The organism is Paenibacillus sp. BGI2013 (assembly GCF_002843485.1).
In the GTDB taxonomy this organism is placed as follows: Bacteria; Bacillota; Bacilli; order Paenibacillales; family Paenibacillaceae; genus Paenibacillus; species Paenibacillus amylolyticus.
The window spans coordinates 244,232-269,748 of record NZ_PJFA01000002.1 but is presented as its reverse complement, the minus strand read 5'-3'; the positions used below and the strand labels follow the sequence as shown (position 1 = coordinate 269,748).

The 25,517-nt window shown below is 47.3% G+C and carries 23 protein-coding genes; 6 read left to right on the top strand and 17 right to left on the bottom strand.

The genetic code is table 11. The annotated features are described in order from the left end of the window. Positions 1–358: 358 nt before the first annotated feature. The 7 genes from CXK86_RS05050 to CXK86_RS05020 all read right to left on the bottom strand — a co-directional run bounded on the left by CXK86_RS05050 (position 359) and on the right by CXK86_RS05020 (position 8,279). Entirely contained in the window at positions 359–1,423 is a 1,065-nt protein-coding gene (locus tag CXK86_RS05050; protein ID WP_101313496.1) for a pectinesterase family protein, read from the bottom strand. Continuing rightward, positions 1,420–2,532: a glycoside hydrolase family 88/105 protein gene (locus tag CXK86_RS05045; protein WP_076251948.1), complete on the bottom strand. Its 1,113-nt coding sequence runs from the start codon at positions 2,530–2,532 to the stop codon at positions 1,420–1,422. The genes CXK86_RS05050 and CXK86_RS05045 overlap by 4 nt, the downstream gene beginning before the upstream one ends. 88 nt (positions 2,533–2,620) lie before the next feature. Continuing rightward, a complete protein-coding gene (locus CXK86_RS05040) occupies positions 2,621–3,589 on the bottom strand; it encodes a LacI family DNA-binding transcriptional regulator (protein ID WP_076252227.1) in 969 nt (322 codons plus the stop codon). A gap of 39 nt (positions 3,590–3,628) precedes the next feature. After that, entirely contained in the window at positions 3,629–5,224 is a 1,596-nt protein-coding gene (locus CXK86_RS05035) for an extracellular solute-binding protein (RefSeq protein ID WP_076251950.1), read from the bottom strand. A 68-nt stretch (positions 5,225–5,292) separates the two neighbouring features. Continuing rightward, entirely contained in the window at positions 5,293–6,174 is an 882-nt protein-coding gene (locus CXK86_RS05030) for a carbohydrate ABC transporter permease (RefSeq protein ID WP_036612222.1), read from the bottom strand. Positions 6,175–6,203: 29 nt separating this feature from the next. Further along, positions 6,204–7,109, bottom strand: a complete 906-nt coding sequence (locus CXK86_RS05025; RefSeq protein WP_047841090.1) for an ABC transporter permease — start codon at positions 7,107–7,109, stop codon at positions 6,204–6,206. A 366-nt stretch (positions 7,110–7,475) separates the two neighbouring features. Continuing rightward, entirely contained in the window at positions 7,476–8,279 is an 804-nt protein-coding gene (locus tag CXK86_RS05020; protein WP_076251952.1) for an AraC family transcriptional regulator, read from the bottom strand. A 117-nt stretch (positions 8,280–8,396) separates the two neighbouring features. Between CXK86_RS05020 and CXK86_RS05015 the strand changes: the two genes are divergently transcribed. Together CXK86_RS05015 and CXK86_RS05010 are read left to right on the top strand one after the other, a co-directional pair. Further along, entirely contained in the window at positions 8,397–9,620 is a 1,224-nt protein-coding gene (locus tag CXK86_RS05015; protein WP_076251954.1) for an MFS transporter, read from the top strand. A 78-nt stretch (positions 9,621–9,698) separates the two neighbouring features. Then, positions 9,699–10,481: an ABC transporter ATP-binding protein gene (locus CXK86_RS05010; RefSeq protein ID WP_076251956.1), complete on the top strand. Its 783-nt coding sequence runs from the start codon at positions 9,699–9,701 to the stop codon at positions 10,479–10,481. Between the two features lie 199 nt (positions 10,482–10,680). On the opposite strand, the gene CXK86_RS05005 is transcribed toward CXK86_RS05010, so the two are convergent. The 5 genes from CXK86_RS05005 to CXK86_RS04985 all read right to left on the bottom strand — a co-directional run bounded on the left by CXK86_RS05005 (position 10,681) and on the right by CXK86_RS04985 (position 15,735). Further along, positions 10,681–11,409: a class I SAM-dependent methyltransferase gene (locus CXK86_RS05005; protein ID WP_076251957.1), complete on the bottom strand. Its 729-nt coding sequence runs from the start codon at positions 11,407–11,409 to the stop codon at positions 10,681–10,683. Between the two features lie 153 nt (positions 11,410–11,562). Beyond that, positions 11,563–12,858, bottom strand: a complete 1,296-nt coding sequence (locus CXK86_RS05000; protein ID WP_076251959.1) for a glycosyltransferase family 2 protein — start codon at positions 12,856–12,858, stop codon at positions 11,563–11,565. 155 nt (positions 12,859–13,013) lie between these two features. Beyond that, positions 13,014–13,889 carry a diguanylate cyclase domain-containing protein gene (locus CXK86_RS04995; protein WP_076251961.1) on the bottom strand — a complete coding sequence of 292 codons (876 nt, stop codon included), beginning with the start codon at positions 13,887–13,889 and terminating at the stop codon, positions 13,014–13,016. 128 nt (positions 13,890–14,017) lie between these two features. Continuing rightward, positions 14,018–15,127, bottom strand: a complete 1,110-nt coding sequence (locus CXK86_RS04990) for a glycosyl hydrolase family 8 (RefSeq protein ID WP_076251962.1) — start codon at positions 15,125–15,127, stop codon at positions 14,018–14,020. Between the two features lie 101 nt (positions 15,128–15,228). Continuing rightward, positions 15,229–15,735, bottom strand: a complete 507-nt coding sequence (locus CXK86_RS04985; RefSeq protein WP_076252229.1) for a MarR family winged helix-turn-helix transcriptional regulator — start codon at positions 15,733–15,735, stop codon at positions 15,229–15,231. A gap of 158 nt (positions 15,736–15,893) precedes the next feature. Between CXK86_RS04985 and CXK86_RS04980 the strand changes: the two genes are divergently transcribed. Then, on the top strand, positions 15,894–16,334 hold the full coding sequence (locus CXK86_RS04980; RefSeq protein WP_076251964.1) for a GNAT family N-acetyltransferase: 441 nt from the start codon (positions 15,894–15,896) through the stop codon (positions 16,332–16,334). Positions 16,335–16,503: 169 nt separating this feature from the next. On the opposite strand, the gene rlmN is transcribed toward CXK86_RS04980, so the two are convergent. The 3 genes from rlmN to greA all read right to left on the bottom strand — a co-directional run bounded on the left by rlmN (position 16,504) and on the right by greA (position 19,893). Next, the gene (gene rlmN / locus CXK86_RS04975; protein ID WP_076251965.1) at positions 16,504–17,598 is read right to left on the bottom strand and encodes a dual-specificity RNA methyltransferase RlmN; all 1,095 of its coding nucleotides are present in this window, start codon (positions 17,596–17,598) and stop codon (positions 16,504–16,506) included. A gap of 179 nt (positions 17,599–17,777) precedes the next feature. Next, positions 17,778–19,133, bottom strand: a complete 1,356-nt coding sequence (locus CXK86_RS04970; protein WP_036612255.1) for a sodium-dependent transporter — start codon at positions 19,131–19,133, stop codon at positions 17,778–17,780. 283 nt (positions 19,134–19,416) lie between these two features. After that, the gene (gene greA, locus CXK86_RS04965; protein WP_036612258.1) at positions 19,417–19,893 is read right to left on the bottom strand and encodes a transcription elongation factor GreA; all 477 of its coding nucleotides are present in this window, start codon (positions 19,891–19,893) and stop codon (positions 19,417–19,419) included. 294 nt (positions 19,894–20,187) lie between these two features. On the opposite strand from greA, the gene CXK86_RS04960 reads away from it, so the two are divergent. Beyond that, positions 20,188–21,057 (top strand): arylamine N-acetyltransferase family protein, encoded by an 870-nt coding sequence (locus CXK86_RS04960; RefSeq protein WP_370511432.1) that lies wholly within the window; start codon positions 20,188–20,190, stop codon positions 21,055–21,057. Positions 21,058–21,220: 163 nt separating this feature from the next. Beyond that, positions 21,221–21,904 carry a 4'-phosphopantetheinyl transferase family protein gene (locus CXK86_RS04955; RefSeq protein WP_076251969.1) on the top strand — a complete coding sequence of 228 codons (684 nt, stop codon included), beginning with the start codon at positions 21,221–21,223 and terminating at the stop codon, positions 21,902–21,904. A gap of 166 nt (positions 21,905–22,070) precedes the next feature. Here the strand turns inward: CXK86_RS04955 and CXK86_RS04950 are convergent, their stop codons facing one another. Further along, on the bottom strand, positions 22,071–22,817 hold the full coding sequence (locus tag CXK86_RS04950) for a Bax inhibitor-1/YccA family protein (RefSeq protein ID WP_036612268.1): 747 nt from the start codon (positions 22,815–22,817) through the stop codon (positions 22,071–22,073). 208 nt (positions 22,818–23,025) lie between these two features. Continuing rightward, complete coding sequence (locus CXK86_RS04945; RefSeq protein ID WP_036612270.1) at positions 23,026–23,382, bottom strand: nucleotide excision repair endonuclease; 357 nt, start codon at positions 23,380–23,382, stop codon at positions 23,026–23,028. Positions 23,383–24,055: 673 nt separating this feature from the next. On the opposite strand from CXK86_RS04945, the gene pdxR reads away from it, so the two are divergent. Continuing rightward, entirely contained in the window at positions 24,056–25,507 is a 1,452-nt protein-coding gene (pdxR, locus tag CXK86_RS04940; protein WP_036612272.1) for a MocR-like pyridoxine biosynthesis transcription factor PdxR, read from the top strand. Positions 25,508–25,517: the final 10 nt, after the last annotated feature.

Below are 25,517 nucleotides of genomic sequence, written 5' to 3'. Positions count from 1 at the left end.
CTAAGGATACGTTCACCTTGCAAACAAAACTTCAATTGTCCACCTGCATCTGATCTGTGATCGATTAGAACCAGCCCCATTCAGCCATCTGATGTTGCGTGTCACTTCACTCCCTTCCCTTACCAAAATGGACCTTCCCTCTCGTGTTCTTTTTTTGCAGACACCATCCAAATTTTACAGGGAATTTACAGATCCTCACCCTGTATTTAATCAGTAAAATGCAAAAGAGATAAGGGATAAAATAGTTCTATGGGGGGCGAAAAATGTAATATAGCGCACAAAAAAGGTTTTCTTTCAACTCCTTAGGAGACTTGAAAGAAAACCTGTGTTAGATATTGCGCAGAGAAGAGGGCGTATCTTACTGCCGCTGCTCCCCTCTCCCTTCAAAAGGCTGCCATCCATCCACGCCGGACAGAATCAGAGGTACAGTGTACTCGGCCGCTTCCTGTTCGGTCAGTATTTTGGCCCAAGGCACACGATCAGCAGCACATCCGGCACCGGGCCCGGCGCTGTTGTATTCCGCATACTGAACGGTCTGCTCTGCATCTGTCTTGTTCCAGTTGTGCCATCCCTCCCGCTTCACATGAGCGCCGATCCAGCAATTCAGAAAACAGACTTTGGCATGATGACGCCACGGTCTACCCAGATACACCGACTGCGGCGGAGCATTGCTGGTCAGATCACAGTCCAGAAATACATAGCCGTAACGCACATCCTCCGGCGTAGAGGCTGCGGTAATCCAACCGTTCACTTGTCCATCCGCAGCCTCCGCTTCAGTCAGACGATTCTTCGTAAAGATCTCGCAGCCCTTAAACACCACCGTAGCCGAACCAAAAATAAAATCGATATCACCTTCGATGTAACAGTCCTCGAAATACTGCCGCAGTTTGCGCCGCTCGGCACCATCGCGTGGCCCGCCAAAATAACTGCGATCCATGGGCTGCTCCGGCAGCGGGCCGGTGAAGATCGTATCCTGGTGACCGATCAAACGACAGCGGCGAAAGGCAGCCCGGTCTCCATCCACATAAACGGCCAGCGCCTGACCAACCTGCTTGCCCGGCCCGGCAGCATTTACGAAGGTAATTCCCTCTGCCGTGAAATCATCGGCACCAATGAAAGCCGTATAGGAATGAAACGTATGATATGGCGAACCATCCGGGAACTTCTTGAGTGCATAATCATCATACGTAATGATCGTCTGCTCCGCCCCCTCACCAATCAGGTGGATGCCCGGCTTCTCCATATGCAGCTTCTCATAATACACACCAGCCTTCACTCGAATTGGAACGATTCCGATGCCATTCTCCGGCAGCGCATCAACTGCGGCCTGAATCGTCACATAATCCCCTGTCCCATCTGAAGCAACAGTCAGACAGGGAGCCGATGATTCCAATGCTGTATTTGGCAATCTCTGCTGCGTCATGGCAGTCGCTCCATTTCCAGTGCTGCCAGCAGAAGCGGAGCCACACCCATAAAGGAATCGCTTACAACCGCTTCGGTTACATAGTAGTTGTACGAGCCATCCCGATCCAGGCTTAGTCCTGCGCCATGACAGATCCCGTTTAACCGAACGCCGTCAGCCGTCTCCTCCACCAATCTGGAGGACAGTCCCTGCCATCCCTTCTCCGCCACCTCTCTGAAATGTGGCTCCAGATAACGCAACCGCACACCCTTCGCAAGCGCATATACAAACATGCTTGACCCGGATGCTTCCAGATAGTTGCCTTTGCGGAAGCCCTGATCCAGCACTTGGAACCATAACCCGCTTTCCTGCTCCTGCACGCGTACCAAAGCATGACACATCCGTTCGAAGATACCGATGATGGTTCCGCGCTTTGGATGATTCACGGGGAAATGCTCCACGCTGTCTACAATCGCCATGGCATACCAGCCCATCGCCCGGCTCCAGAAGTGTGGCGAGCACCCTGTAGATGAATCTGCCCAGACCTGCTCCTTCGATTCATCCCAGCCATGATAGAGCAGCCCGGTCCGCGGATCACGGGTCTGACGTTCGATCAGCAGAATCTGATGTGCAACTTCATCCCATAACTCGGGACGATGAAATGTCTTCGCATACTCGGACAAAAAGGGAGAGGACATATACAGGCCGTCCAGCCACATCTGGAATGGATAGATTTTTTTGTGCCAGAAGCCGCCCTCCGACGTGCGGGGTTGCCCTGCGAGCTGTGCTGCCAAAAGATGCGCCGCTTCTGCGTAACGCTGATCTTCAGCACCATCCAGTAATGTAAACAGGTTTTTTCCCTGATTAATCTGATCCAGATTATATTCTTCCAAAGTATAGGTGCCAATAGAGTCGTCCGGCTGGATATACAGGTCCATATGTTTTTTCATAAAATCAACATACTCTTGCTTGCCATAATACTGCCCGGTTCGTGCCATCGCCATCAAGGTCATGCCTTCCACGTATGCCCATCGTCCCGAAGGGAACGCATGATAACCGTCCCCGTCACATTGCTGGATGATCGTTGCTGCAATTCGCTCAGACCAGGATAACTGTGTCTGTACCTGCATAAGCAATTCCTCCTTGAATGTTGTACTCACCTAATACATACATGTATGACTAACGGATAACCGCTTCACTCTTCAAAGGTTGCTGTCCTTATTGCCGGCACATTGCCGTTGAATTGCGAAGGTTCAGCTTAGGCTGAATGACTACCGGAACATCGACCTGTTCATCACGGATTAACGAGACAATCAGCTCTGCTGCCTGCACGGCCAGTTCATCCAGAGGCGGGCCAATTGTCGTCAAGGCCACTTCCGCATATTGCATATCCGGCAGATCATCATACCCGATTAACGAGATATCGCGTGGAACACTGTAACCTGCCTCAAGTAAAGCCCGTAGTGCACCTCGGGTGACCAGGTTGTTCAGTCCAATAAAAGCTGTCGGCGAATCCGCCCCAAACGCATGATTACGTATGGCAAAATACCCGTCTTCCCAAGAGGAATGCGCTGGCAGCACATGGTCTTCGTTAAAATCCAGACCCGTACGCTGCAACGCTTCCCGGTATCCCTCCAGCTTGACGTGCTGGGAGTTGCCGATGAATCCGATTCGGCTGTGGCCCAGCGATTTCAGATGCTCCACTGCTTTGAACAGCCCTTCTTTGCGATCAATCTTGATGTAAGGAGAGTTCGGCGCTTCATCTGTACCCAGCACAAAACATGGCATGTTGAGTGTTGCGAATTTTTTCCAGAACATCTCCCGATTGTCCAGTGCATAGTCCCACAGAATACATCCGTCCACGCGCAGCTGGCTGAAGACATCCACTCCATCATCCGCCACAACCAAGATCATCTGATATCCCCGCTTCTTCAGCTCGGTGTGCAGACGGCCGGAGATGTTCGAAAATAACGGATTGCTCAGCTCATCCAGCACAAAACCGATGATGTTGCTTCTGCCTGTGGAGAGCTGCCGGGCCAGCATGTTTTTCCGATATTGATGTTTCTCTGCGACTGCAAGCACCTTCTGCTTTGTTGCCGGTTTGATTCGGGGATCATCATTCAGCGCCTTTGATACCGTGCTATAGCTCACCCCCGCCAGTTTGGCAATGTCTTTAATGGTTATCAAAATCAATCAACACCTCTCATACGCCTGAAGCCCTATTTCTTATTTCTGTGCAGATTTATAACGATCATATTGTGCCTGTCTGCCCGCAATAACCTGCTCTATATTCATCTTTTTCAACGTCTCAATATAACTGTCAAACTGGTCCAGACTGGCGTCCCCGCTAATAAACTTAAAGTTCATCTCTTCCACATATGTCGTGATGTCAGGCATCGCCATGCTCTCCACACTCGCTTCATCCGGCAGGGCATAGACAAACGGGAACGGTTCGCGCACATACGGCTCCAGTTCTTTATCCATCTTCGCATGCCAAGGGGCTACGACGGAATCAGCAGAATCGGTGGATTGGATGTTCGGCAGATTCACCGGACCAATGCCAAGCTTCTGGATGTATTCATTGTCCTTGCCTTTGTCCGTAAATGTCTTCACGCCATTCTCTTCCGTATACGTGTCATCCTTGATGCCCCACGTATAATACGTCTGTGCTTCCTCACTTACGGCATAGTCCAGGAAACGGAAAGCAAGTTCCGGATTTTTACTATCACGTGTAATGCCAAAGATGCCACTCACTGGTGTACGTCCTACATAGAACTGATCCCCATGCGGTCCTTTCAGTGGTAAAATGCCTTTGATGATTGGCTCTTCCGGGTTGTAATCCTTGAACAACGGACTGTAGACCATCGACATATACCAGCTAAAATTAAACGTTGCTCCCGTCACATCCTGAGAGATGCGCGACGTGACCTGATCACTCGTGGTACTCGCATAATCCACCCCAAGCAGACCTTCCTTGTACAGTCCGTTCAGATAGGTCAAGTACTCCTTGTAGGTAGGCTCATAATAGCTGAAATGTACCTTGCCCTGATCGTCTGCATAGAACTGGTTGGACAAATCAAGTCCAAACGCGGGGCCAAAGGCCATGGATACAAATTTTGCTTCCATGGACAGTGGAATCTCATCGGCTTTTCCGTTGCCGTTCGGATCCTCTGTCTTGAATTTGCGCAGCATCGCCGTGAATTCATCCAGCGTGGTCGGCTCGCTTAATCCCAGTTTATCAAGCCAGCGCACATTGACCATAAATACCGGCATGTAGTTGCGTGTTAACGTCTGCTGCGGGATATAATACATTTTACCATCTGGCGTTGTTAAACTGGCTTTGACGGAAGGCGACTTTTCATATATTTTTTTGAGATTCACGCCGTACTTCTCTACCAGTTCATTAATCGGAATGAATAGACCGCTGTTAATGTACTTCATCAGCTGATCCTGATCCGGCAGGTACACGATATCGGGCAAGCCGGTACCAGCAGCCAGTCTCGGATTGACGGCATCCGCATAGTTCTGCGGCGGAATCAGATCCCAATCCACCGTCACACCGGCGTTGCTCTCAATTTTCTTCACGATGGCTGCGGTGGACAAGTCCACATTGGTCGTCCAAGCGTTGGTGCCGAGAATAGACAGCTTGGCATCCGGCTGATCCGTCACCGGCCCTGCTCCGGTATAATTGAAGGCTGGCTCCGAACTGGACGGGGTGCTCCCCGCATCGGTTCCCGCCCCTGTTCCGCCGCTACATCCCGCCAGGCTGATTGCCAGTATCGCTGCGATTACACTTTTTCTTCCTGCCCCTTTAAATCTCATCCATCATTCCTCCTTGGTATGAACCATTTTGAACTCCCTTGAATGACATGACACTTAAGTAAGTAAAGCTATCCTTTCACGGCTCCGAGGGTAATTCCCTTAACGAAGTACCGTTGGATAAACGGGTAGATCGTAACAATAGGCAGAATGCTGACCACAATGGATACATAACGAACCTGAAGGGAGGAGACCGCCAGCGCACCAGATGTCATCGTACCGCCCATCTTCTGCATCACTTCCGGCGAAGCCATGATCAGCACTCTTCGCAGGAACATCTGTAAGGGCTGCATATCCTGTTTGCCCAGATATAATAGGGCCGTGAAAAAGTTGTTCCAGTGGAATACCGCATAGTACAGCGTGAGCACAGCCAGTGTTGGCTTAATGATCGGAACCGCCAGACGATACAGCATCGTCATCTCGTTGGCCCCGTCTATACTGGCACTTTCGAAAATTTCATTCGGAATGCCTTCGAAAGCTGAGCGGCAGATCATGACGTTAAATGTAATCACCAGCACAGGCAACACCATAACCCAGCGGGTATTGTACAATCCAAGCGAGGTAATCAGCATGTAGACCGGAATGAGTCCACCCGAGAAATACATGGTGAAGGCGATGAAGAAATTCAGCTTGCGACGTAAGAAAAACTGCTGTCTGGATAATGGAAACGCGGCAAGACATGTTGCCACGATGTTCAACAGTGTGCCTACCACGGTGTACCAGAGGGTGTTGTAGAACGAAACCCATAACTCCTTGTATTGCAGTACCATTTGGTAACCTGACAGGGTAAATCCAACGGGCCACAATACAACTTTTTGTTTGTCGATGGCATCCACCGAGCTGAATGAAATACTAATGACGTACAGAAAGGGATACAACGTGACAACAACCGCCAGTATGGTCAGCAGGTAGACACATCCGTAGAACAAACGGTCACTTCTCGATTTTTGCATACAGGTCTCCTTTGGTCCGGGTTATAGTCTTACCAGAGTGACATCTTGGTCAGGCGGCGGGTCATGGAATTGGCAGCAAAAACAAGGATAAAGGTGATGATGGAGTTGAACAGGCCGACCGCTGTGGCGAAGCCGTAATTCTGGCCCTCAATCCCCATCCGGTATACATAGGTGGACAAGACATCAGCCGTTTCGTAGGTGGCTCCGTTGTAGAGCAGATATACTTTCTCGAAACCTACACTCATAATGCCGCCAAGCGACAGAAGCAGAAGAATGACAATGGTTGGTTTGATACTGGGTAGGGTCAGGTGCCATAGCTCCTGGAATTTGTTGACGCCGTCAATTTTGCCGGAATCGTACATCTCGGGGTCGATCCCCATAATGGCTGCAATGTAGATGATGGAGCTGAAGCCAAAACTTTGCCAGATATCGGAACTTGTGAAGATGGTACGGAACCAGCTCGCATCCATCATGAAGTTCACTTTTTCCATGCCAAGACTCGCGATGAGGGTGTTCACGATACCGTCTGTTGGTGACAGGAAGTTAATAATCATACCGGCTACAACAACAGTGGAGATGAAGTGAGGAAGGTACGTAACGGTCTGGGCAAATCGCTTGAATGTCCGGTTCTTGATCTCCACGATGCAGACAGCGAATAAAATCGGAATGGAGAAGCCAAACAGGAGTGGCAGGAAGGCGAGCAGAAATGTGTTACGCAGCAGTCGCCAGAAGTAAATGGAATTCACAAACTGTTCGAACCAGCGCAGTCCCACCCACTCCCCGCTGAGCATGCCCTGCCCCGGCAAGAAATTACGAAATGCCAACAGCACGCCAGGCATCGGAAGGTACATGAAGATGAGGTAATACAGAAAGATAGGCGAAAACATCAGTAGCAAATACTTATCCCGTCTGATCAGGCTGAACAGCGTGGACATGCGTTTTTTCAACGTGAAACACTCCCCTTCGCTACATAATTACAACGTTTGAATTCTTGAATAAAAAAACTATCAATCCACTGACGTATTTGTTATTCATCTCATTCACATTTTGTAACAACCTATATCATTCTGCGTACTAATGAGATAATTAATTAGAAATAATCCTCCTCACACCGTATTTCTTTCTTTTCAATAATCGCCATAACCATAATTACAACGTTGTAATTTTAATCTAAATGTATACGCTTACATAAACTTTTTCCCATCTTAGCAAAGTCTTCAATGTTTGGCAACAACAAAAATGAGTGGCATGCTGTAACGTACTAAATACAGTCTCGCATGCGCGAGACTGCCCGTTAAAATCTAAATGTGATTCCGATATTCCATCGGTGTCATAACATACACTCGCTGAAAGGCTCTGTAAAACTGACTGACGCTGGAAAATCCCAGTTCATAACTGATTGTGGTCACTGAATCCGTTGTATGGCGAAGCCTCCTGGACGCTTCTTCTACGCGCAAATTCAGCAAATATTGATACGGTGTTGTTCCCGTAAGAGCCTTGAAAGAACGCATAAAATGATACCGGCTCTGATGTGCAACCATCGCCATCGAATCAATATCCATTGGACCTGTGTAGGCACTGTGAATGTAATCCAGCACTCGTTGGAGATGAGGGTCAATGAATGTACCGGGATTTACAGTTCTTTTTCCATTTTCCTGCCCCGTCAACATACGTCTTAGATACGTCTCGATCGCCATTTCTGTTTCCTGCACTTGCAGCATTTCGGGCACATCATCTAACAAAATGGAATTCCAGCCTCGAAACAGACTGCTGATCTCAGCAGGATCAAATGTCTGGGTAGGTCGAAACTCAGCTCGCCCCCCACTTAACTCCGCACCTTCGAAACTGCCTAATGGCGGTTTACGGAACTTGATCACAATGACAGCCGAATCCGACCCTATCTCAAAATAATGCTCAGTCTGGGGATGAGCAATAATCCCTATCCCTGCTTTTAGCGGGTATGCATGCCGTTCCTGTACCAGATGACATTGGCCTCTGACCGGCAGCGTTAGCTGATACCAGTCGTCATGTACATGCGGCTCATTCGCAAACCCTCCGGTAGCTTTCCATAATTCCAACCCATTTAGCGTCATGTTTAATTCCATCGTTTGCTCACCTGCTGACATTATAGCAAATCGTGCTCACTTTCCAAGCACTTTTCACAAAGACATGATCTGCCCCCATCTTTTATCATTGAAAAAAATAATTCGAGGTGATCTCCCATGGCTCAGGCCACTTTAAGCAAAATGCAAATCAACTCTTCAGCCAATTGGGCACTTGCCGGAGTCAGCTTCGCCCATCTGCTGAATGATGCGATGCAGACAGTGGTTCCGTCTGCATTTCCACTATTCCAGCAGACCATGCAGCTCAGTTTCGCCCAGATGGGCTGGATTGCCTTCACCCTGAATATTACCGCATCCGTCCTTCAGCCACTGGTCGGTTATATGTCAGACCGCAAGCCAATGCCGATCCTGCTTCCCGGAGGTATGCTATTCTCCCTGATCGGTGTTCTCGGTTTAGCTTTGTCTTCCGAGTTATGGATGCTGCTTGTTTCGGCAGCATTAATTGGCATAGGCTCATCCATCCTCCACCCCGAATCCTCACGCGTGGCTCATATGGCAGCCGGCCGTGGACGAGGAATGGCACAGTCGATCTTCCAGGTGGGAGGCAACACAGGACAGGCTATTGCTCCATTACTGGTCGCCTTCATCCTGCTGCCACATGGGCAGCGTAGTTTTCTATGGCTGATGGGTTTTGCCCTGATCGGCATCTTCATTCAGTCTATGGTCAGTCGTTGGTACAGAGACAAGCTTGCTGAGACTCGCATTCGTCAGCAACTCCCTCTAAAATCAAGCGGCGCAGGGCCAGCAGCTCGGCCTGTGAGCAGGGGATTCATCGCTTTTACAATGGGAATTCTCATCCTGCTGTTATTCTCCAAATTCGTATATATTGCAGGCATGACCGGATACTACGCCTTCTATTATGCCGATGCATATGACTTGCCGCTCTCCCAGGCACAGATCTGTCTGTTTATATTGCAATTTGCAGGCATGGTCGGAACCTTGCTCGGTGGCCCACTCGCTGACCGCTACGGACGCAAACCGATGATCTGGTTCTCCATTGCAGGCACTGCACCGTTTTCCCTACTACTACCTTATGCGGGCCCCATCCTGTCGATGGTGTTGTGCGGAATGATTGGACTCATCCTGATGTCCGGCTTCAGCGTCATCATTGTCTATGCACAGGAATTGCTTCCTCGTCATATTGGAACGGTATCCGGATTGTTTTTTGGCCTGTCGTTTGGCATGGCTGGACTTGGCTCGGTTGTGTTAGGTTCCTTAATTGACGTGACCAGCATTGCGTTTGTTATCAAGTTATGTTCGTTTTTGCCACTGCTTGGTGTGTGTGCTGTATTTCTGCGCAAGGACCAACCAAGAACAGCGTGATAACCGTTGAAACCTCACTGATTTTGTGACTACAATACATCTAGGACACTCGAGGATAACAGAAGGGAGGAATAACGCATGATTATTGATGTACAGCATGTCACTTGGAAAAGGGGACCACTTACCCTGCTGAACGATGTGAGCTGGCAGGTTAAGGATGGTGAACACTGGGCGTTGCTTGGCCTGAATGGCTCCGGCAAAACAACACTCCTGAACATGATCACCGGTTATCTCTGGCCGACCGAAGGCAAGATATCCGTGTTAGGCCATGAATATGGGGATGTGGATCTAAGGCAGCTCCGCAAATCCATCGGCTGGGTCAGTTCGTCTCTGCAAGAGAAATTGTACGGCACGGATCGCACACAGTATGTCGTGATCAGTGGCAAACACGCCACCATTGGCTTGTATGACAAGCTATCGGAGGATGATCTGGAACAAGCACAGGAATTGATGCAAACGCTGGGCTGTCAGCATCTATGGGATCGCGAATATCGTACCTGTTCTCAAGGGGAGAAACAGAAACTTCTTATTGCCCGAGCACTGATGGCCAATCCGCGCGTACTCATTCTGGACGAGCCTTGCAATGGACTGGATCTGTTCTCTAGAGAGCGATTGCTGGAGAGCATCCGTGAATTATCACAGCGTCCAGATACCCCTTCACTCATCTATGTCACCCATCATACCGAAGAAATATTGCCTGTCTTTAGTCACAGCCTCCTGCTTCGCCGGGGTGAAATAGTCCATAGCGGATTAACTAACAATCTGATGAACACCGAAGTGCTGAGTAACTTCTTCGAGGCACCTGTGGAAGTTGATCGGCACGGGGATCGTGTCTATGTCAGAGCTGCGGCGGATTCATAATTGCGGGGTTATACACAGCAAACGTAACATAGGTGTAGAAACATAACAGTAAAAGCCCAACATCTTATCCACATGTGGATAGATTTTGGGCTTTTCACTGCTATATCTAGTGTTATCCACCGTTTTCTGTGTAGAACTTTCTAATTTATGAGTATAACTTAGTTATGTCCTTCTATTTATCTATACGCTTTATCACTATCTACTTCCGGGCACTTAAAAACAGAAACAATGGAATACGCTGCCTGCGCAGATAGGTTTCCTCGTTTACAAAATAAGCACGTTGTGGTGCTGACTCACGTAAATGCTCTACATGGAACCCTGCCCGCTGCAATGCCATAAAGTAAGATTCAATGGAACGATGCATCTTTTTCACAGAACCGCCCAGCCACTGCTGCTCACGATATCCTTCTACAAAATACTGATCAACCACCCAATCCGTTCGCGTCCCGGAAGGTTGCAGTGTGGACGTGATCACAGGATGTTCTACAGAGAATACAAATGTCCCGTTCTCTTTCAAAGTATTGTATATGTTGCGGAACAGGCTCTCCACATCTTCAATATAGTGAACAGCCAGTCTTGATATAACCAGATCGTATGCTCCGGCCGGGTAGGTCCAGTCTTCCATGAACGCTTGCTCAATCCGGGCATTTAATCCTTTTACCGATTCGTTAGCTGCCTGAATCATATTCACAGAACCCTCAATCCCCGTATACGTCGCACCTTCGCGCTCCCTACTCAGCAATTCTGCGGCGAACCTTGCATCTCCACAACCAAGGTCCAGTATGTTCTTGCCGGCAACATCTCCAATCAACTCCAGCATCACCGGCTTCTCCAACGTATCATTGGCATTCTCCTGCCACTGGCGACGTTCCATGTACTTCTCAAAGTTCGCCTCATCATCGTAAAAGTCCGATCCTCTGTCCTTCATTCCGCGACCCTCCATTTTGGATAAGCATGCTTCCTATATACAGCCTGTAAGAGTATACAGAATATGGATGTGTCTGGCTATAACAAAAAAGGCTGTTGTCTGGAGTTATCCAGCAAACAGCCTTTCTGCCTTACACTTATAAAATTTCGCCGCTTAGCCAAAACGTTCTGTTTTGTACCATTTGCTTTCGCGTTTCCGAATCTTGTCCATAATCAAGGAGTAGAATGCCTTGATCGAGATCAGGATGAACAGCTGTGCATACGTGAAATAGGACACGCAGGCATAGATGAAATTACGAGTATTGCTCTGTCCAATATCTGCGGCAAGTGCCAGATTGATCTGTAACACGTAAATAAAGTACATGAGTGCCCAACCAATGACCAGGAACACATACGCATCGCCGGCAAACTGGAACGGTGAACTTACCTCTGGTTTAAATATCGCAATGACCCGATAGACCAGATTCACGAGAAATATAATATCCGATACAATGATCGCAAGCATAAACCAGAAATAACTGACGGCATAATAGATGACCAGCAACTTATTACGCCAACTGGAACGGTTAAACAGGTTATGGATATTATCCAGTACCACCTGGTAGTTCCCCTTGGCCCAGCGTTCGCGCTGCTTCATGTACACACTAAGCTGTTCCGGCTCCTGCTGATAGGCTTCCGCTTGCGGCGCAAGTGCCACAAACTGTCCGCGATTCAAAATCTCAAATGATAGCGCCGTATCTTCTGTAATGGCTGTCACATCCCAGCCGCCAATCTCCCGGATCAACTCGGTTTTGATAATGTAATTCGTTCCCGGGATGGAACCAAGCTGGAACAATTCCCACAGACCCGTGTGATACACACGTTGCGAAGTAATGATCTCCAGATTAATGCATTTGGAGAGGAAATTCTGTCCTCTGTTGCGTGCTTTGTTTCTACCAAAAACCACGCCATATTGTTCAGGGTTCTCCAGCGATTTTTGCGTCAAAAACATTAATGCATTCCGTTCAGGTGCGGCATCTGCATCGAAGATACAGATCCAGTCGCCCGTGGCAATTTCCAGTCCGTCATTTAATGCCCCGGACTTGCCACCTGTTCCTTTACGCTCCATTACCGTCACATTGCGATGCCTATAACTGGTCTGACTGAGGAATGATCTCAGCTTCTCTGCGGTATCATCTGTACAGTTATCCGCGATCACGATGACCTGGACTTTATCCTCCGGATAATTCAGGCACAGAATATGCTCTACTGTCGCAACAATAACTAGACCCTCGTTATGCGCAGGTACCATGACCGTGACTGTTGGATAATGATCCATATTTTCAGGGATCTGAATCCCTTTTTTGTCCTGTTTATTAATAAAACGAATCGCACCTGCCATAATAACAATCGACTCGAATACGGCAATCCAGATACTAAATATGGATAATATTAATATAAAATCAGCCACTTACTTTCCTCCGATCATACTTGCGAATAACTTTCGACCGAAAGCGAAGGGTTGCAATTGTTAACCAAATCGTGATTACCGCAAATAAAGAACTGACGGCGATACAGATCGGGATGAACCAGGACATATAGTCCACAGCGCCTCTCTCCTTCCCGTTATATATATTCTCCGATGAGATCGGTCTCTGTGTTTCGTTCAAGGGCAGCAATAACCGCGTCAATGTCCTCGTACTTGCTGAATTGCTCCTTTTGGAATACCAGAGCACCAGAGCGTATCACCGTTTGCAGCTCATTTCCCTTTTTATCGATAATATGAAGATCCATTATGGCTTTTTTGATCCGCTGTGTAAGAAGTGGAAGATATTCCACATTCACCATAGGACATATGATGACAAATCGCCCACGATCCACGAAAAATTTATAGTCCTCATACCGAATCTGCTTCTGAATCGTACCCGAGATTTCAAGCAGGAACTGTGCATACCGGACAGAACCGAGGGATTCCATCACCAGTGGCAAAAATTCAATCTTGAACATGGCAATGCTGAATCCATACTTTTCGGAGTACCGACGCGCAAGGTTACTATGTTTGATTAACGTATCTGCCAGCGCTCCCTTATTACCAAGCGTGGTATCCAGATCGATTTCCGGGTTACGGTCCTGCATATCCTGGAGACGTTCCACTACACGTGCACTGCGCAGCAGACTTGCCTTGATGAACGCAGCCACGGCAACGTTGGCAGGGATGAGCAACCACCAGGAGAACACAAGCACATTTGCATCAGCATAAGTAACAAGCCACACAAAATAAGAAACCAGATATACAAACCCCGTCACGACGGATACACCAACAGGCAGAAAAAGACCAAAAACCAAGGCACCCAGCGACACGATACTAAAAATCAAATCCCCTGTAGTGTAGCTCTGATCCATGTACACTTTAAGATAAATCATCATTTGCTGCATCAGGGCTAGTCCAATTAAAAGGGCATATCCCCACGCAATACGGCGGGTAGGTGCTTTATTCCTCATAGTTCCTTCTCTCCGTTGAATTTATAGAACTCTTGTTCAACCTCACTTCTTTTATATCGCAACAATTTATGACATGTTTAGACAAAGCTATGCTAACACATTGAAGAATTCATTAAATGACAAAATCATTACTTTTTCATATTTTTCTGTAAATTAACTTCTCCCAATAAAGGAAAAAGATTATCAAACAGATGTGTGTTACCGTCAAATACATATCCACCTGGATAACGAGAGTCCTGACCACGCAACGTAGTCATATGGTTATACAACTGTTTGGCCCATTTTGGATCACCTGAACGAACAGCGAGTAAAATGGCAAGGCCATATACCGAGGAAGATTCATAAGAGACGGCAGGTGTGCGTGATTCTCGCTTATACTGTCCGGGCAGCTGATGCCGGGTGTTGAACTCTTTTTTCAAAAAAGAAATGAGCTTGTCCGGTTTGCGGTCGGTCACGGTTAGATGATTCGCCACGATCAACTGGTCGATCAGATTCACCGTATCATCATACGTATATTTTTTACGGACTACATCGAAGGTCTTCGGATAGAACAATCCATCGTCAGGCATCTTCTTCAGCAAAGCTTCGTACTTGGTATAGGTTCCCGGTTCCACCAACTGATGTTTTTCCATCAATTGAAGAGACGGGAGATCAACATAGACCAGACTTAATGTATCTGTGGAGTGACCACTCGCAAAATCGTGAAAATCCACATAATATCCTTTATTCTGAACCGATTGTGAAAGTGTACGGGATATTTCCGAAGCCGTTTTCAGTTTGGCTCCTCTTCCTTGTTCCCATTGATCTGCTGCCTTTAATAAGGCACCGACAATTCTAAAATCATCGCCAAGCGCGTTGGTTGTCACTTGAGATTGACCTTCGTCATCCAGCTTCCAGGCAATATATTTTTGCGGCATGAGGAAATAGGTCGTCAGCAGTTTATAGCTTTCCTCGAATAACGCCTGATCATTCTTGGCTACAGCATATTGCATCCAAAGACCAAGTGACTCAGATAAAGCCTCTCTGCCTGCTACGATGTCCGCTCTCTCTGAGGTAGCATCTTGCAAATAGGTCGCAAGTGTACCATTGGGATTAGTCATATGATCTTGAACAAAGGATACCGTAGGGGATGATTCATTCATCACAAACCGCTCCTTCACAAAAATAATTAACGCTGCTGTGATACTGACTGCCAATATGATCCACCACGTTAGCCTTTTCCGGTTTACCCGTCTCATGACTCCCTCCTGTACTGATGCTTCTCTGGCATAATGGCTCTTCTCCTTTGGATAGGTTCGGCTAGAGTCTGGGATGCAGGGGTCAAGAATCGTTCCTCTGTTCATTCCGAAATATCCATGTAGGGTCGCCGTCCACCCTTTTTGACAAATTTCCAGTCCACCTCGATATTATGTCGCATTCGACGGAGAAGCATGACCGCGGTCTCGATCTCTTCCTCCGTCAGACCATCCAGAGTCACCTGATCCGAATGCACGCCCTCTTTACGAATGAATTCCCATGCTTCAAGCCCAGCTTTGGTGGGATACAACACCTTATTCTTCTTATTACCCATTGCTGGCTGTTTAATAATGAACCCATCGGATTCGAGTTTGCTAATAGCTCTGGCCGCCGTTGTGCGATCCACTTTGATCAGTTCAGCAAGCTGATTCGGAATTATGCCCGGATTCTCACAGATTCGATACAGATATAGATATTGTCCACGGGACAGGTTCAGATGCTGAAACTCGACATTACTGATTGAATCCAGACAGCGGGCAATCATACCAATTTCACGTAGCACTTCTTTTTTCTCAGTCAACACACTCACGCCCCTATAAAATTGTTGCATTCGCAACATAATTGATGGTATAACTACAGTTGAATTGGTTTCAATTTTAAACATATAGCTCAAACCGTATATATGGAACGAAAATCGTTCCATATTCCTGTTATGTACCAGTTTATCACGTCAGGATAACATTACGATCACCCAAAGGAGAAACATTCATGAATACAACGATTGTTGAAGTTACTAATCAGGAATTGCTCGATGCCTGCTTCGCCATTCGTACGGCTATTTTCGTCGAAGAACAAGGCGTATCCGCAGCGGACGAATTCGATGCTTATGATACATTAGACGCGGAGGCGCGCCACATTCTGCTCTACGTAGACGGTGTACCTGCTGCCTCCTCCAGACTGCGCATTGTGGAACAAGTTGCCAAATTGGAACGGATCTGTGTCATGCTTGATTACCGCAAACACGGCCTGGGCCGTGTGCTGATCGACAAACTGGAGCAGATGGCTGTTGCTGATGGTCTTGAGAAAGCCAAGCTGCACGCACAGGTACAAGCTTCCGGGTTCTACGAACGTCTCGGATACGCACCCGCTTCGGAAGTATTTATGGAAGACGGCATTCCCCATCTGCTGATGACCAAAAAACTGAAATAATGAAACTCCAAAAAACGCCTCCGTTATCACTTCTCAGTGATATACAGAGGCGTTTTGCATTCAGGCAACGCATTCGCGAATCCAACAACGGTAGATGGCACGTACAAAGTACAGGCACTGATTATAACAACCAAGTATCCTAACTTACTTGCCAGCTCCGCGTTGTGTCTTATCCCAGTGCCAGACGGCCTGGCTCGGATTCGGCAGTGTTGTTCTTCATTTGTTTACTGCGCAACTGTCCGCAGGCAGCATCGATATCCGTACCATGTTCCATACGTACAGTGGAGTTGATGTTGTTCTTTTTGAGTGTATCATAGAAGCCCAGAATCGACTCTTCTGTACTCCGTTGATACTGACTGTGCTCATCCACCGGGTTGTATGGGATCAGATTCACACTGACCATACTTCTGCGACTGGACAACAGTTCAGCGAGCTCCGCGGCATGCTCACGTTGATCGTTAACATCACGTAACAGGATGTACTCAAACATGATGCGTTTGTTCGTTGTAGCCAGATAATAATCCACCGCATCCATCAATTGCTCAATCGGAAAAGCCCGGTTGATCTTCATGATGTGTGTACGCAATTCATTATTAGGTGCATGCAGAGAGATCGCTAAGTTAACCTGCAGACTGCTGTCTGCAAATTCCTTGATCTTGTCCGGAAGGCCACTCGTGGACACAGTAATCCGTTTGGCGGCAAGTGCCAGTCCTTTGCGATCCTTGATGACTTCGATGAAATCACTCATGTGCTGGAAGTTGTCGAATGGTTCACCAATCCCCATCACAACCACGTTAGTTACCCTCTCGTCTTGACCCGCTGCATCCAGATGTCGCTGCACATGCATAATCTGTTCCACAATCTCTCCAGCGGTCAGGTCACGGCTCTTCTTGATCAGACCGCTCGCACAGAAGCTACAGCCAATATTACAACCCACTTGTGTGGTTACACAGACGGTAAGTCCGTATTTCTGTCGCATTAATACCGTCTCAATCAGGTTGCCGTCCTGCATCCGAAGCAGAAACTTCACGGTACCATCTGCCGATTCCTGCTTCACATGTTCGCTCAGCGAGTTCATGGTGAAATGCTCGGAAAGAACATCCAGACATTCTTGACGGACATCAGACATCGCGGGAAAATCGTGTACACGCTCTTGATATAACCATTCCCAGATCCGGGATGCACGGGATTTTTTCTGCCCATGCTCCGGCAGCCAGGAACGTAATTGCTCTAATGTTAATCCATATATGGATGATTTGTTCATTGTATAATCCTCTTTTCGCAAAAAAGCATATGGCTTATCGGTCCTACCCAAAAAACCTCTACTCCGTATTGTCCCAAAATTGACGAGGGAAAACAAGGGCTTTTGCATTTCTTCCAAGAGGTTTTATCCATGGTAAATCTGCACAACAGACCATATTTAACCCTATCGGGCCTTCACCATTAGAAGTGAATGATGCCGGATGTGTGCAGTAGAACCAGCAAAACCAGGATCGGAGCCACGTAACGCAGCATGAACAGCCACACCCGGAACCATCCGGAACGCAGGCCGGAAGCTTCCGCAGCCGTTTTCCAGAAGTATCCGGCAAAAATCGTTACAAGCAGTCCACCTACAGGCAGCAGGATGTTGGATGCTACAAAGTCCATCCAGTCGAACACACTCTTCGATCCAATCGTCCATTCAGGCAGCAAGCCGAGCGACAATACCGAAGGAAGTCCTACGATGAAGACCGCTAGAGAGATAACCCACACCGAACGACTGCGGCTCCAGGACAAACGTTCCATGAAATATTTCACCGGAACTTCCAGCAAGGATACTGCTGACGTTAATGCCGCAATAGCCAGCAGGATGAAGAACAGTCCACCAAACAAGAAACCAAGTGGCATCGCCGAGAAGGCCGCCGGAAGTGCCACAAAGATCAGTGAAGGTCCTTGGTCCGGTGCAATACCAAACGAGAATGTTGTTGGGAAGATGATCAGACCCGCAATGAATGCATAGATCAGGTCACCCGCGCCGACGGCGACGGTTGCCGCACCGAGGGACTGATTTTTATCCACATACGAACCGTAGGTTACAAGAATACCCATCCCAAGTGACAGGGAGAAGAAGGCATGCCCAAGCGCCACCAGTGCAGATTCCGTTGTAAGCTGCGAGAAGTCCGGATTCAGGAAGAAGGATACCCCAGCTCCTGCACCCGGCAATGTAACTGCACGAATCATCAGGATAATAAGCAGTACAAGCATAGCTGGAATCAGAACTTTGTTGAATTTCTCGATTCCGTTGGATACCCCTTTGGCTACAATCCAGCCTGTAATTAGGACCGCGACCAGTTGCCATACAATCGGCATATAGCCACCTATGAAGGAATCGAACTGTCCGGCATAATCCGGATTGTTGAACAGTGTTCCACTGAATGACGTAATTGCGTATTGGAGGGTCCACCCTGCAATAATGACATAAAAAGAGAGGATGATAAAAGGCGTCAGTACTTGCAGCAAACCGGCTGCGAGCCAACCTTTATGTCCACCTGCTTTGATAAAAGCCGTAGCTGCACTACCTCTGCCACTGCGACCAATCGCAAGTTCAGCCAGGAGCACTGGCAGACCAATCAGCAGCAAACAAACGATGAAGAGCAGGAAAAACGCAGCCCCTCCGTTTTCACCCGTAATGTATGGGAATTTCCACATGTTGCCCAGACCAACCGAACTACCAATGGCCGCCAGGATAAATCCAGCTTGAGAGAAACGTTCTCCTTTGCCAGCGTTGTCTTGATCTAGATTAGGCTTACTAAAATTCATCGTATCTACTCCATCACTTTAAAGTTTTCCCGTAATTATATACTACTCACCTTGTCAGGTCATTCGAAATTCGAAATTTGTCGAAATGTTATTTTTTTACATATAAAACGCACGGAAATCTTCATCTCATAAGTTCCTTAAACACAGTATGTGATAAAGTCCGTTAGTCCAACCGTATGAAGTTTCAACAAATCCGTATTCCCAACTGTTCAAAGCCCAATAGAATCAAAAAGAGGTGTCCCCTCAGCCATTTGGATGACTGCGGAGCACCTCTCTTTTTGAATTACACTTTAATTTGAAGTAACTCGTACTTGATAACGCCCATCGGAGCATTGACATGAATGACGCTGCCCACTTCTTTGCCCATTATCTCCTTGCCCAGCGGGCTCTCGTACGAAATTTTATTATCCGCAACATCGGCCTCGGCAGGGCCAACCACTTTATATTCAATCTTCTCGGCGAACTCAATGTCATTAAGCAACACCGTGGATCCAATGCTCACTTTGTTGGAGTCTATATTGTCTGAAGAAATGACTCTTGCTTTTGTCAGCATCTTCTCCAAGATCAAAATTCGGGTCTCCATAAAGGCCTGATCATCTTTGGCTGAATGATACTCACTATTTTCCTTCAGGTCACCGTAACTGATCGCAAGTTTCAGACGAGCTGCCAATTCCTTACGCTTCACCGTCTTCAAATCCTTCAGTTCGTCCTCCAGCTTTTCCAAGCCTTCCTGTGTCAAAATCACTTCATCATTAGCCATTTTTCCATCTCCTAATCCTGCTATCTATCTATATTCTAACCTATATCCACTCCAAAGGGTTAGCATACCCCGGAAAAAGAAATAGCTCATCCATATATTGTATTTCAATGAAATCAGAACCATGCCCATCTCTTGAGATGAATTTCAAGGCTTTGTTCAATAATTGTACCGTTACAATCTGCACAACTGATGATGTCGTTTTCATCCGTTCGCTTTTACAATGAACACAGGGCAGCAGAAGTTTATAACCATCGCCTGCAGCCCACTATATGACGTGAGGTGATCTGAATAATGATTGAACTATTGAATACAGCTGAAATACAGGCCTATCTGAAACGGATCGGCATAGATGATATAAAGGAACCTACACTGGAATTCTTATTTGAACTCCAGCGAGCACATGTGCAATATTTATCCTGGCAAACGGTCGATATTTTTGCAGGTCTTCCTGCGGAAATCAGTCTTCAAGATTCAATTCAGCTTATATTACAGGGACGTAGCGGCTACTGCTTTCATCTAAATGGTGCATTTAGTGTTCTTCTCCGCTCGCTGGGTTATACGGTTGATTGGCATCGCGGGGGAGTACAGCCTCATGGGGAACAACCCCGTGTGAACTCATTCCATCTCGGTCTATCTGTGCTTCTGCCAGATGCTGACCCGACAGTTGAACGCTGGATTGTAGATGTAGGTCTCGGCGGAATGCCCTTTGAACCTCTGCCACTTCGTTATGGAACCTATGGTTCAGCTCCGTTTACGTACCAATTGATGCCATCATCTGTTGTGGCTGGGGGATGGCGGCTTGAGTACGAGCCGCATGGGCCAAGTGAAGGTGTGGACTATGCTCCTGAAGCAATTACCAGCCTGGAAGAGTTCATTCCCAAACATGAATTCTACAGTCGGGCAGTCGAATCACCTTGGCATAACGTATTTTTGCTTCGTCAGCGGGATGAGATCCGCAGTCATGAACTACGTGGATGTATGCTCCGAACACATGATATCGAAGGAATCCAGAAAAAGGAGATCCGGGATTATACCGAGTGGCGTAACGTATTAACTGAAATATTCTATGAACCCTTGGTGAATTACAACGAACTGGAATGCCAAGATATGTGGGAGCGAGTGCAGTCTGCGCATACAGAATGGAAACGAGTACAGGAAGCATGATGAAGAAGATGCACAACCTGAGGCCTTAACATAAAAAGCGAGACAACCGGCTTGCTTTTTAGGGGCATCCGTATAGTGATGATTTGGGAGGAAGAGTTGAGGGCCCATTCCATATGAAGGAAAGTTACTGATCCACGCCGAATATGTCCTCAGGTGATTAATGATGATAACTATTCGTGTACTCCAAGTTCCAGAAGTATTGCCCGAGGCGAACTGGAACCAATTGCTGTCGCAAGTTTCTGCGGAGCGACGTGCTCAAGCTTCGCGTTTTGTGCATCAGGCTGACGCGTATCGTTCCGTGCTGGGAGAGATATTGACCCGTGTGACTTTGAGCAAGTTAACTGGACTGAGACCTGCTGAGCTTTCTTTTACCCGTAATTCCTACGGCAAACCTTCGCTCATTCACCATTCGGATGTACAATTCAACGTCTCCCATTCTGGTGATTGGATTGCGCTGATCTCCGGGAGTACAGATGAACTAGGCGTGGATGTGGAAAAAATAGCTCCAATTGACATGCAGATTGCAGAGCGTTTCTTCTCTCCTAAGGAGAGCCAGTTCTTGGTCGCCGAGCCTGACGATCGTCGGCTGGAAACCTTCTACCGTCTATGGACGCTGAAGGAAAGTTATATCAAGGCAGTCGGTATGGGGTTGTCCATACCACTGGACTCCTTCGCCATCCTTCCCAATGAGCGGGAAGATTGGCATTGCAAACAGGCTGCAGCACATCGCTTCTATAGTCAGCGTTTGGATGATCAGCATATGCTTGCAGCCTGTTCAGCCGGGGGAGAGCTGTCGAGCAAGCCCGAGATCATCACTCTGGAGGATCTGTATACAGAGTTAGTATAAAGTGGTGCCGGGCCTCAACGAGTTGGAATCAGTTGAGTTTTATAAGAGGCGCCATTAAGGAAATTCTGCTAATGTTAATCAAAAAAAGCTAACGACGTGAGCATCACGCGTTAGCTTTTTAGCTTTAAATTCACACTCCGTTTACGTCTCTGACGTATGGATAGGACTAATCCCGGCTCCGCAATTTGCCAAGCAGACGGATGATCTCAATGTACAGCCATACCAGCGTTACCATCAATCCAAATGCACCGTACCACTCCATATACTTGGGCGCACCACGTTCAGCACCACCCTCGATGAAGTCGAAATCAAGGACGAGATTGAGGGCAGCCACAATGACGATAACGACCGAAATACCGATGCCAATCAAGCTGTTATCATGCAGATAAGGAATTGAAATGCCGAAGAAACCCAGTACAAAGCTCAACAGATACATGATCATGATGCCGCCAGTTGCAGCAACAACGCCCAACTTGAAGTTCTCCGTAGCTTTGATCAATCTGGTTTTGTATGCCACCAGCAGAGCGATGAATACAGCCATGGTCAACAGAGCCGCCTGCAAGGTAATTCCGTTATACAGTGACTCATAGGTTGCGGAGAGTGCTCCCAGGAACAGGCCTTCTGCCACGGCATAGACAGGTACGAGATACGGTGCCGCTACGGGTTTGAACGAAATCACAAGTGCCAGAATGAAACCAACAATTAATCCACCATAAGCGAGCGGCATCACTTGTTGTCCGTTAAAGAACATCATCCATGTTGCAAACGCACTGCCCAGCAGAATCACAAGCGTAATAAACGCTTTGTTCACCGTGCCGTTGATTGTCATGTAATTCTGATACCGATCTTCTCCATATCCTCTGTTTTCAAACGTGCTGTCTTTAAGTGTAGGGTTACCGCTACGACCGATCAACACAATCACCTCTTCATATGTATTTGGTATATCTATGATACTAAGCTTGGGTTTACTACGTTTCAAATTCTACAAGCTACTCCCTCAAAAAGATCGGGATAGCACCAGAAGGAATCGGATGCAATCCTTCGATCACATCCTTACCCACTGGCGCAACACTTAGGACATATGTCCCAGACATTGCATGTTCATGTGCTTTTTAAGCGTCTTATTTGTACAAGACTTTATCTACATTGTATTTCGCACGCATCGTGTTGATGATATACGTCTCGTAAATTTCACGATCTACAGGATCTTCAACCAGGCATACTTCAATCTTCGTTACTTCTTCGCGGTGATTCTTAATTGGTGATACTGTGTCTTCAAAATGCTTTTTGATACGTGGTCTTAATTTTCGTGCTTTCCCGACAAATAACAACTCTCCAGCGGCATTGTAAAACATGAAAATCCCGCCTAGTTCCCGGGTAATCAGGTGAAAATCAGTAAATCCATAAATGTGGCTAAGCTGTGGATCAGCCTGCTTTGTGATGGTTACATCCGGTGTTGGCACGGTAATATTAATCAATAGGCTCACTTCCTCATTATCTATAGGTTTTCATCCTATCACATATTATAAAGGGACACCATTTCAATCTATATGAAGTACAATTCACGCAATTTTCGCTATTACGACAAATATTTCAAAAAAAAGGTTAACTTCCCTGATTCAAAGTGGTACTATAGGGGTATGAGGAAGAAATTGGGCACTGAGACATACGTCTTTATATCTACCTCCGTCTATTGTACCCTATGATTGAAACTCTTTTTCATGCTGAATTCTGTTACGTGATCACGACAAGAGTACAGTTAGCAAGAACCCTAGCTTATAGATTGTGGATTCATCATCTAATCGACCCTTGCAGCAAGCAAACCTAGAAAGACCTAGATTCATGATTCACTGTAGATTTTAAGTATCACCTAGAAAGCCTGCAATTATAGTCGTACTGAAGTTAATAGACACACGTAGAAGGTCAGATAGCTATCGATCCTAGAGAGACTAGTCATGCAATACAACTGTAGAAATTATAGCAGCAGTACTATAGAAAATGGATCAAGTTTCACCACCAGGCCCCGGCATACTGCCAGGGCTTTTTTGCGTTTGTGCGAACAACCAACCACACGCTCAGGGAAACAGAGGTATCGTGGTTCTTTCTGCGGGGTTTATAATATGACAAGATACCAGTAGAGGGAGTGATGGGATGTATTCCGATCTGCAACTGACGGAGGACCGCCCTGTATATATACAAGTCAAAGATTATATGAAGCGATTGATGCTCAAAGGCGGCCTGCAAGCTAAACAAAAACTGCCCTCGACCCGTGAACTCAGTACACTCATGAAGGTTAGTCGCAGCACGGTCCTGCTCGCTTATGCCGAGCTTGAAGATGAAGGTCTGATCTATGCAGTCAAAGGCAAGGGCAATTACGTCAGTACCTCCATCAAAACACCTGAGGCAGCAGCAAGCTGGGAACTGGACTGGACGACGGAGGTAAGCGAGTATGCAATTCAGGCAGAGCAGTACGATCTGATGAAGCATGGCTCCGGAGCAGAGCGCGGTGAGATATCGTTTACCAGCATAGCGCCGGATGAAAAGCTGTTTGATCTGCACAACGTGAAACGGGCTTTTCTGGATCGCATGTCACTTGAGGGCGAAGTACTGCTGAATTACGGATATGCGCAAGGATACAGACCGCTGATGAACTATTTACTACGTTATATGGAGAACAAAGGTGTTGACCTCCGTGGCAAGGACATCCTGATCACCAACGGATTCACGGAAGGATTCGATCTGGTGCTTGGAGTGTTACGCAAAAAAAGCGGAAAAGCGCTCTGCGAGAATCCAACGCACCACACGGCGATCAAAAATCTAAAGTTGCACCAGTTCCACCTGACCGGTGTGAACATGGAGCCGGATGGCTTGGACTTGAAGCAACTGGAACATGAACTTGAGGCAAGTCCATATGATCTGGCGTATCTCGTGCCATCCTATCACAATCCAACCGGGATTGTGACGTCCCCTGCGAAACGGGTAGAGATCATCCGGTTGATGAACAAGTATCAGGTACCGATTATTGAAGACGGTTTTAACGAAGAATTGCGATATTCCGGTTCGCATGTCTCTCCCCTGATCGCCAGCATGGGCAAAGGCAATGGACTGGTGTATCTGGGCAGCTTCTCCAAAGTCCTGTTCCCAGGTCTGCGGGTGGGTTGGATTATTGCGGATGCGGCGCTGATTGATTATCTGGAGAGTATGAAACGGGCACGCAGCATCCATACCTCCACGCTGGACCAATCATTATTGTATCAATATCTGAGCAACGGTAATTTCGAGAAATATTTGAAGCGAGCTCGCACCGAATATAAGCGAAAATATGAATTGGTTGTGCGTTGCCTGAAACAGTATCTGCCAATGTGCCGAATTTCCGGTGCGGGTGGTCTGCATCTGTTCGTGCAGTTCCCGTCCGAATACAGAACCCGTGAACTGCTGGAAGCCTGTAAAGTGAAAGGTGTAACGTTCACACCAGGGGATACCTTTTATCTGGAACCCGGTCAGGGTGTAAACACGATGCGTCTGGGTTTCTCCAGAGTCAGCGATGAGAATATACGTAAAGGCATTCGCATCATTGGCGAGACAGCAGCTCAAATGAGATAAGGAGGATTTC

Bases quoted from the DNA above. Each gene is read 5' to 3' on its own strand.
- CXK86_RS05050 (WP_101313496.1), bottom strand. From the start codon at position 1,423: ATGACGCAGCAGAGATTGCCAAATACAGCATTGGAATCATCGGCTCCC.
- CXK86_RS05045 (WP_076251948.1), bottom strand. From the start codon at position 2,532: ATGCAGGTACAGACACAGTTATCCTGGTCTGAGCGAATTGCAGCAACG.
- CXK86_RS05035 (WP_076251950.1), bottom strand. From the start codon at position 5,224: ATGAGATTTAAAGGGGCAGGAAGAAAAAGTGTAATCGCAGCGATACTG.
- CXK86_RS05030 (WP_036612222.1), bottom strand. From the start codon at position 6,174: ATGCAAAAATCGAGAAGTGACCGTTTGTTCTACGGATGTGTCTACCTG.
- CXK86_RS05025 (WP_047841090.1), bottom strand. From the start codon at position 7,109: ATGTCCACGCTGTTCAGCCTGATCAGACGGGATAAGTATTTGCTACTG.
- CXK86_RS05020 (WP_076251952.1), bottom strand. From the start codon at position 8,279: ATGGAATTAAACATGACGCTAAATGGGTTGGAATTATGGAAAGCTACC.
- CXK86_RS05015 (WP_076251954.1), top strand. From the start codon at position 8,397: ATGGCTCAGGCCACTTTAAGCAAAATGCAAATCAACTCTTCAGCCAAT.
- CXK86_RS05010 (WP_076251956.1), top strand. From the start codon at position 9,699: ATGATTATTGATGTACAGCATGTCACTTGGAAAAGGGGACCACTTACC.
- CXK86_RS05005 (WP_076251957.1), bottom strand. From the start codon at position 11,409: ATGAAGGACAGAGGATCGGACTTTTACGATGATGAGGCGAACTTTGAG.
- CXK86_RS04995 (WP_076251961.1), bottom strand. From the start codon at position 13,889: ATGAGGAATAAAGCACCTACCCGCCGTATTGCGTGGGGATATGCCCTT.
- CXK86_RS04990 (WP_076251962.1), bottom strand. From the start codon at position 15,127: ATGAGACGGGTAAACCGGAAAAGGCTAACGTGGTGGATCATATTGGCA.
- CXK86_RS04985 (WP_076252229.1), bottom strand. From the start codon at position 15,735: ATGCAACAATTTTATAGGGGCGTGAGTGTGTTGACTGAGAAAAAAGAA.
- CXK86_RS04980 (WP_076251964.1), top strand. From the start codon at position 15,894: ATGAATACAACGATTGTTGAAGTTACTAATCAGGAATTGCTCGATGCC.
- rlmN (WP_076251965.1), bottom strand. From the start codon at position 17,598: ATGAACAAATCATCCATATATGGATTAACATTAGAGCAATTACGTTCC.
- CXK86_RS04970 (WP_036612255.1), bottom strand. From the start codon at position 19,133: ATGAATTTTAGTAAGCCTAATCTAGATCAAGACAACGCTGGCAAAGGA.
- greA (WP_036612258.1), bottom strand. From the start codon at position 19,893: ATGGCTAATGATGAAGTGATTTTGACACAGGAAGGCTTGGAAAAGCTG.
- CXK86_RS04955 (WP_076251969.1), top strand. From the start codon at position 21,221: ATGATAACTATTCGTGTACTCCAAGTTCCAGAAGTATTGCCCGAGGCG.
- pdxR (WP_036612272.1), top strand. From the start codon at position 24,056: ATGTATTCCGATCTGCAACTGACGGAGGACCGCCCTGTATATATACAA.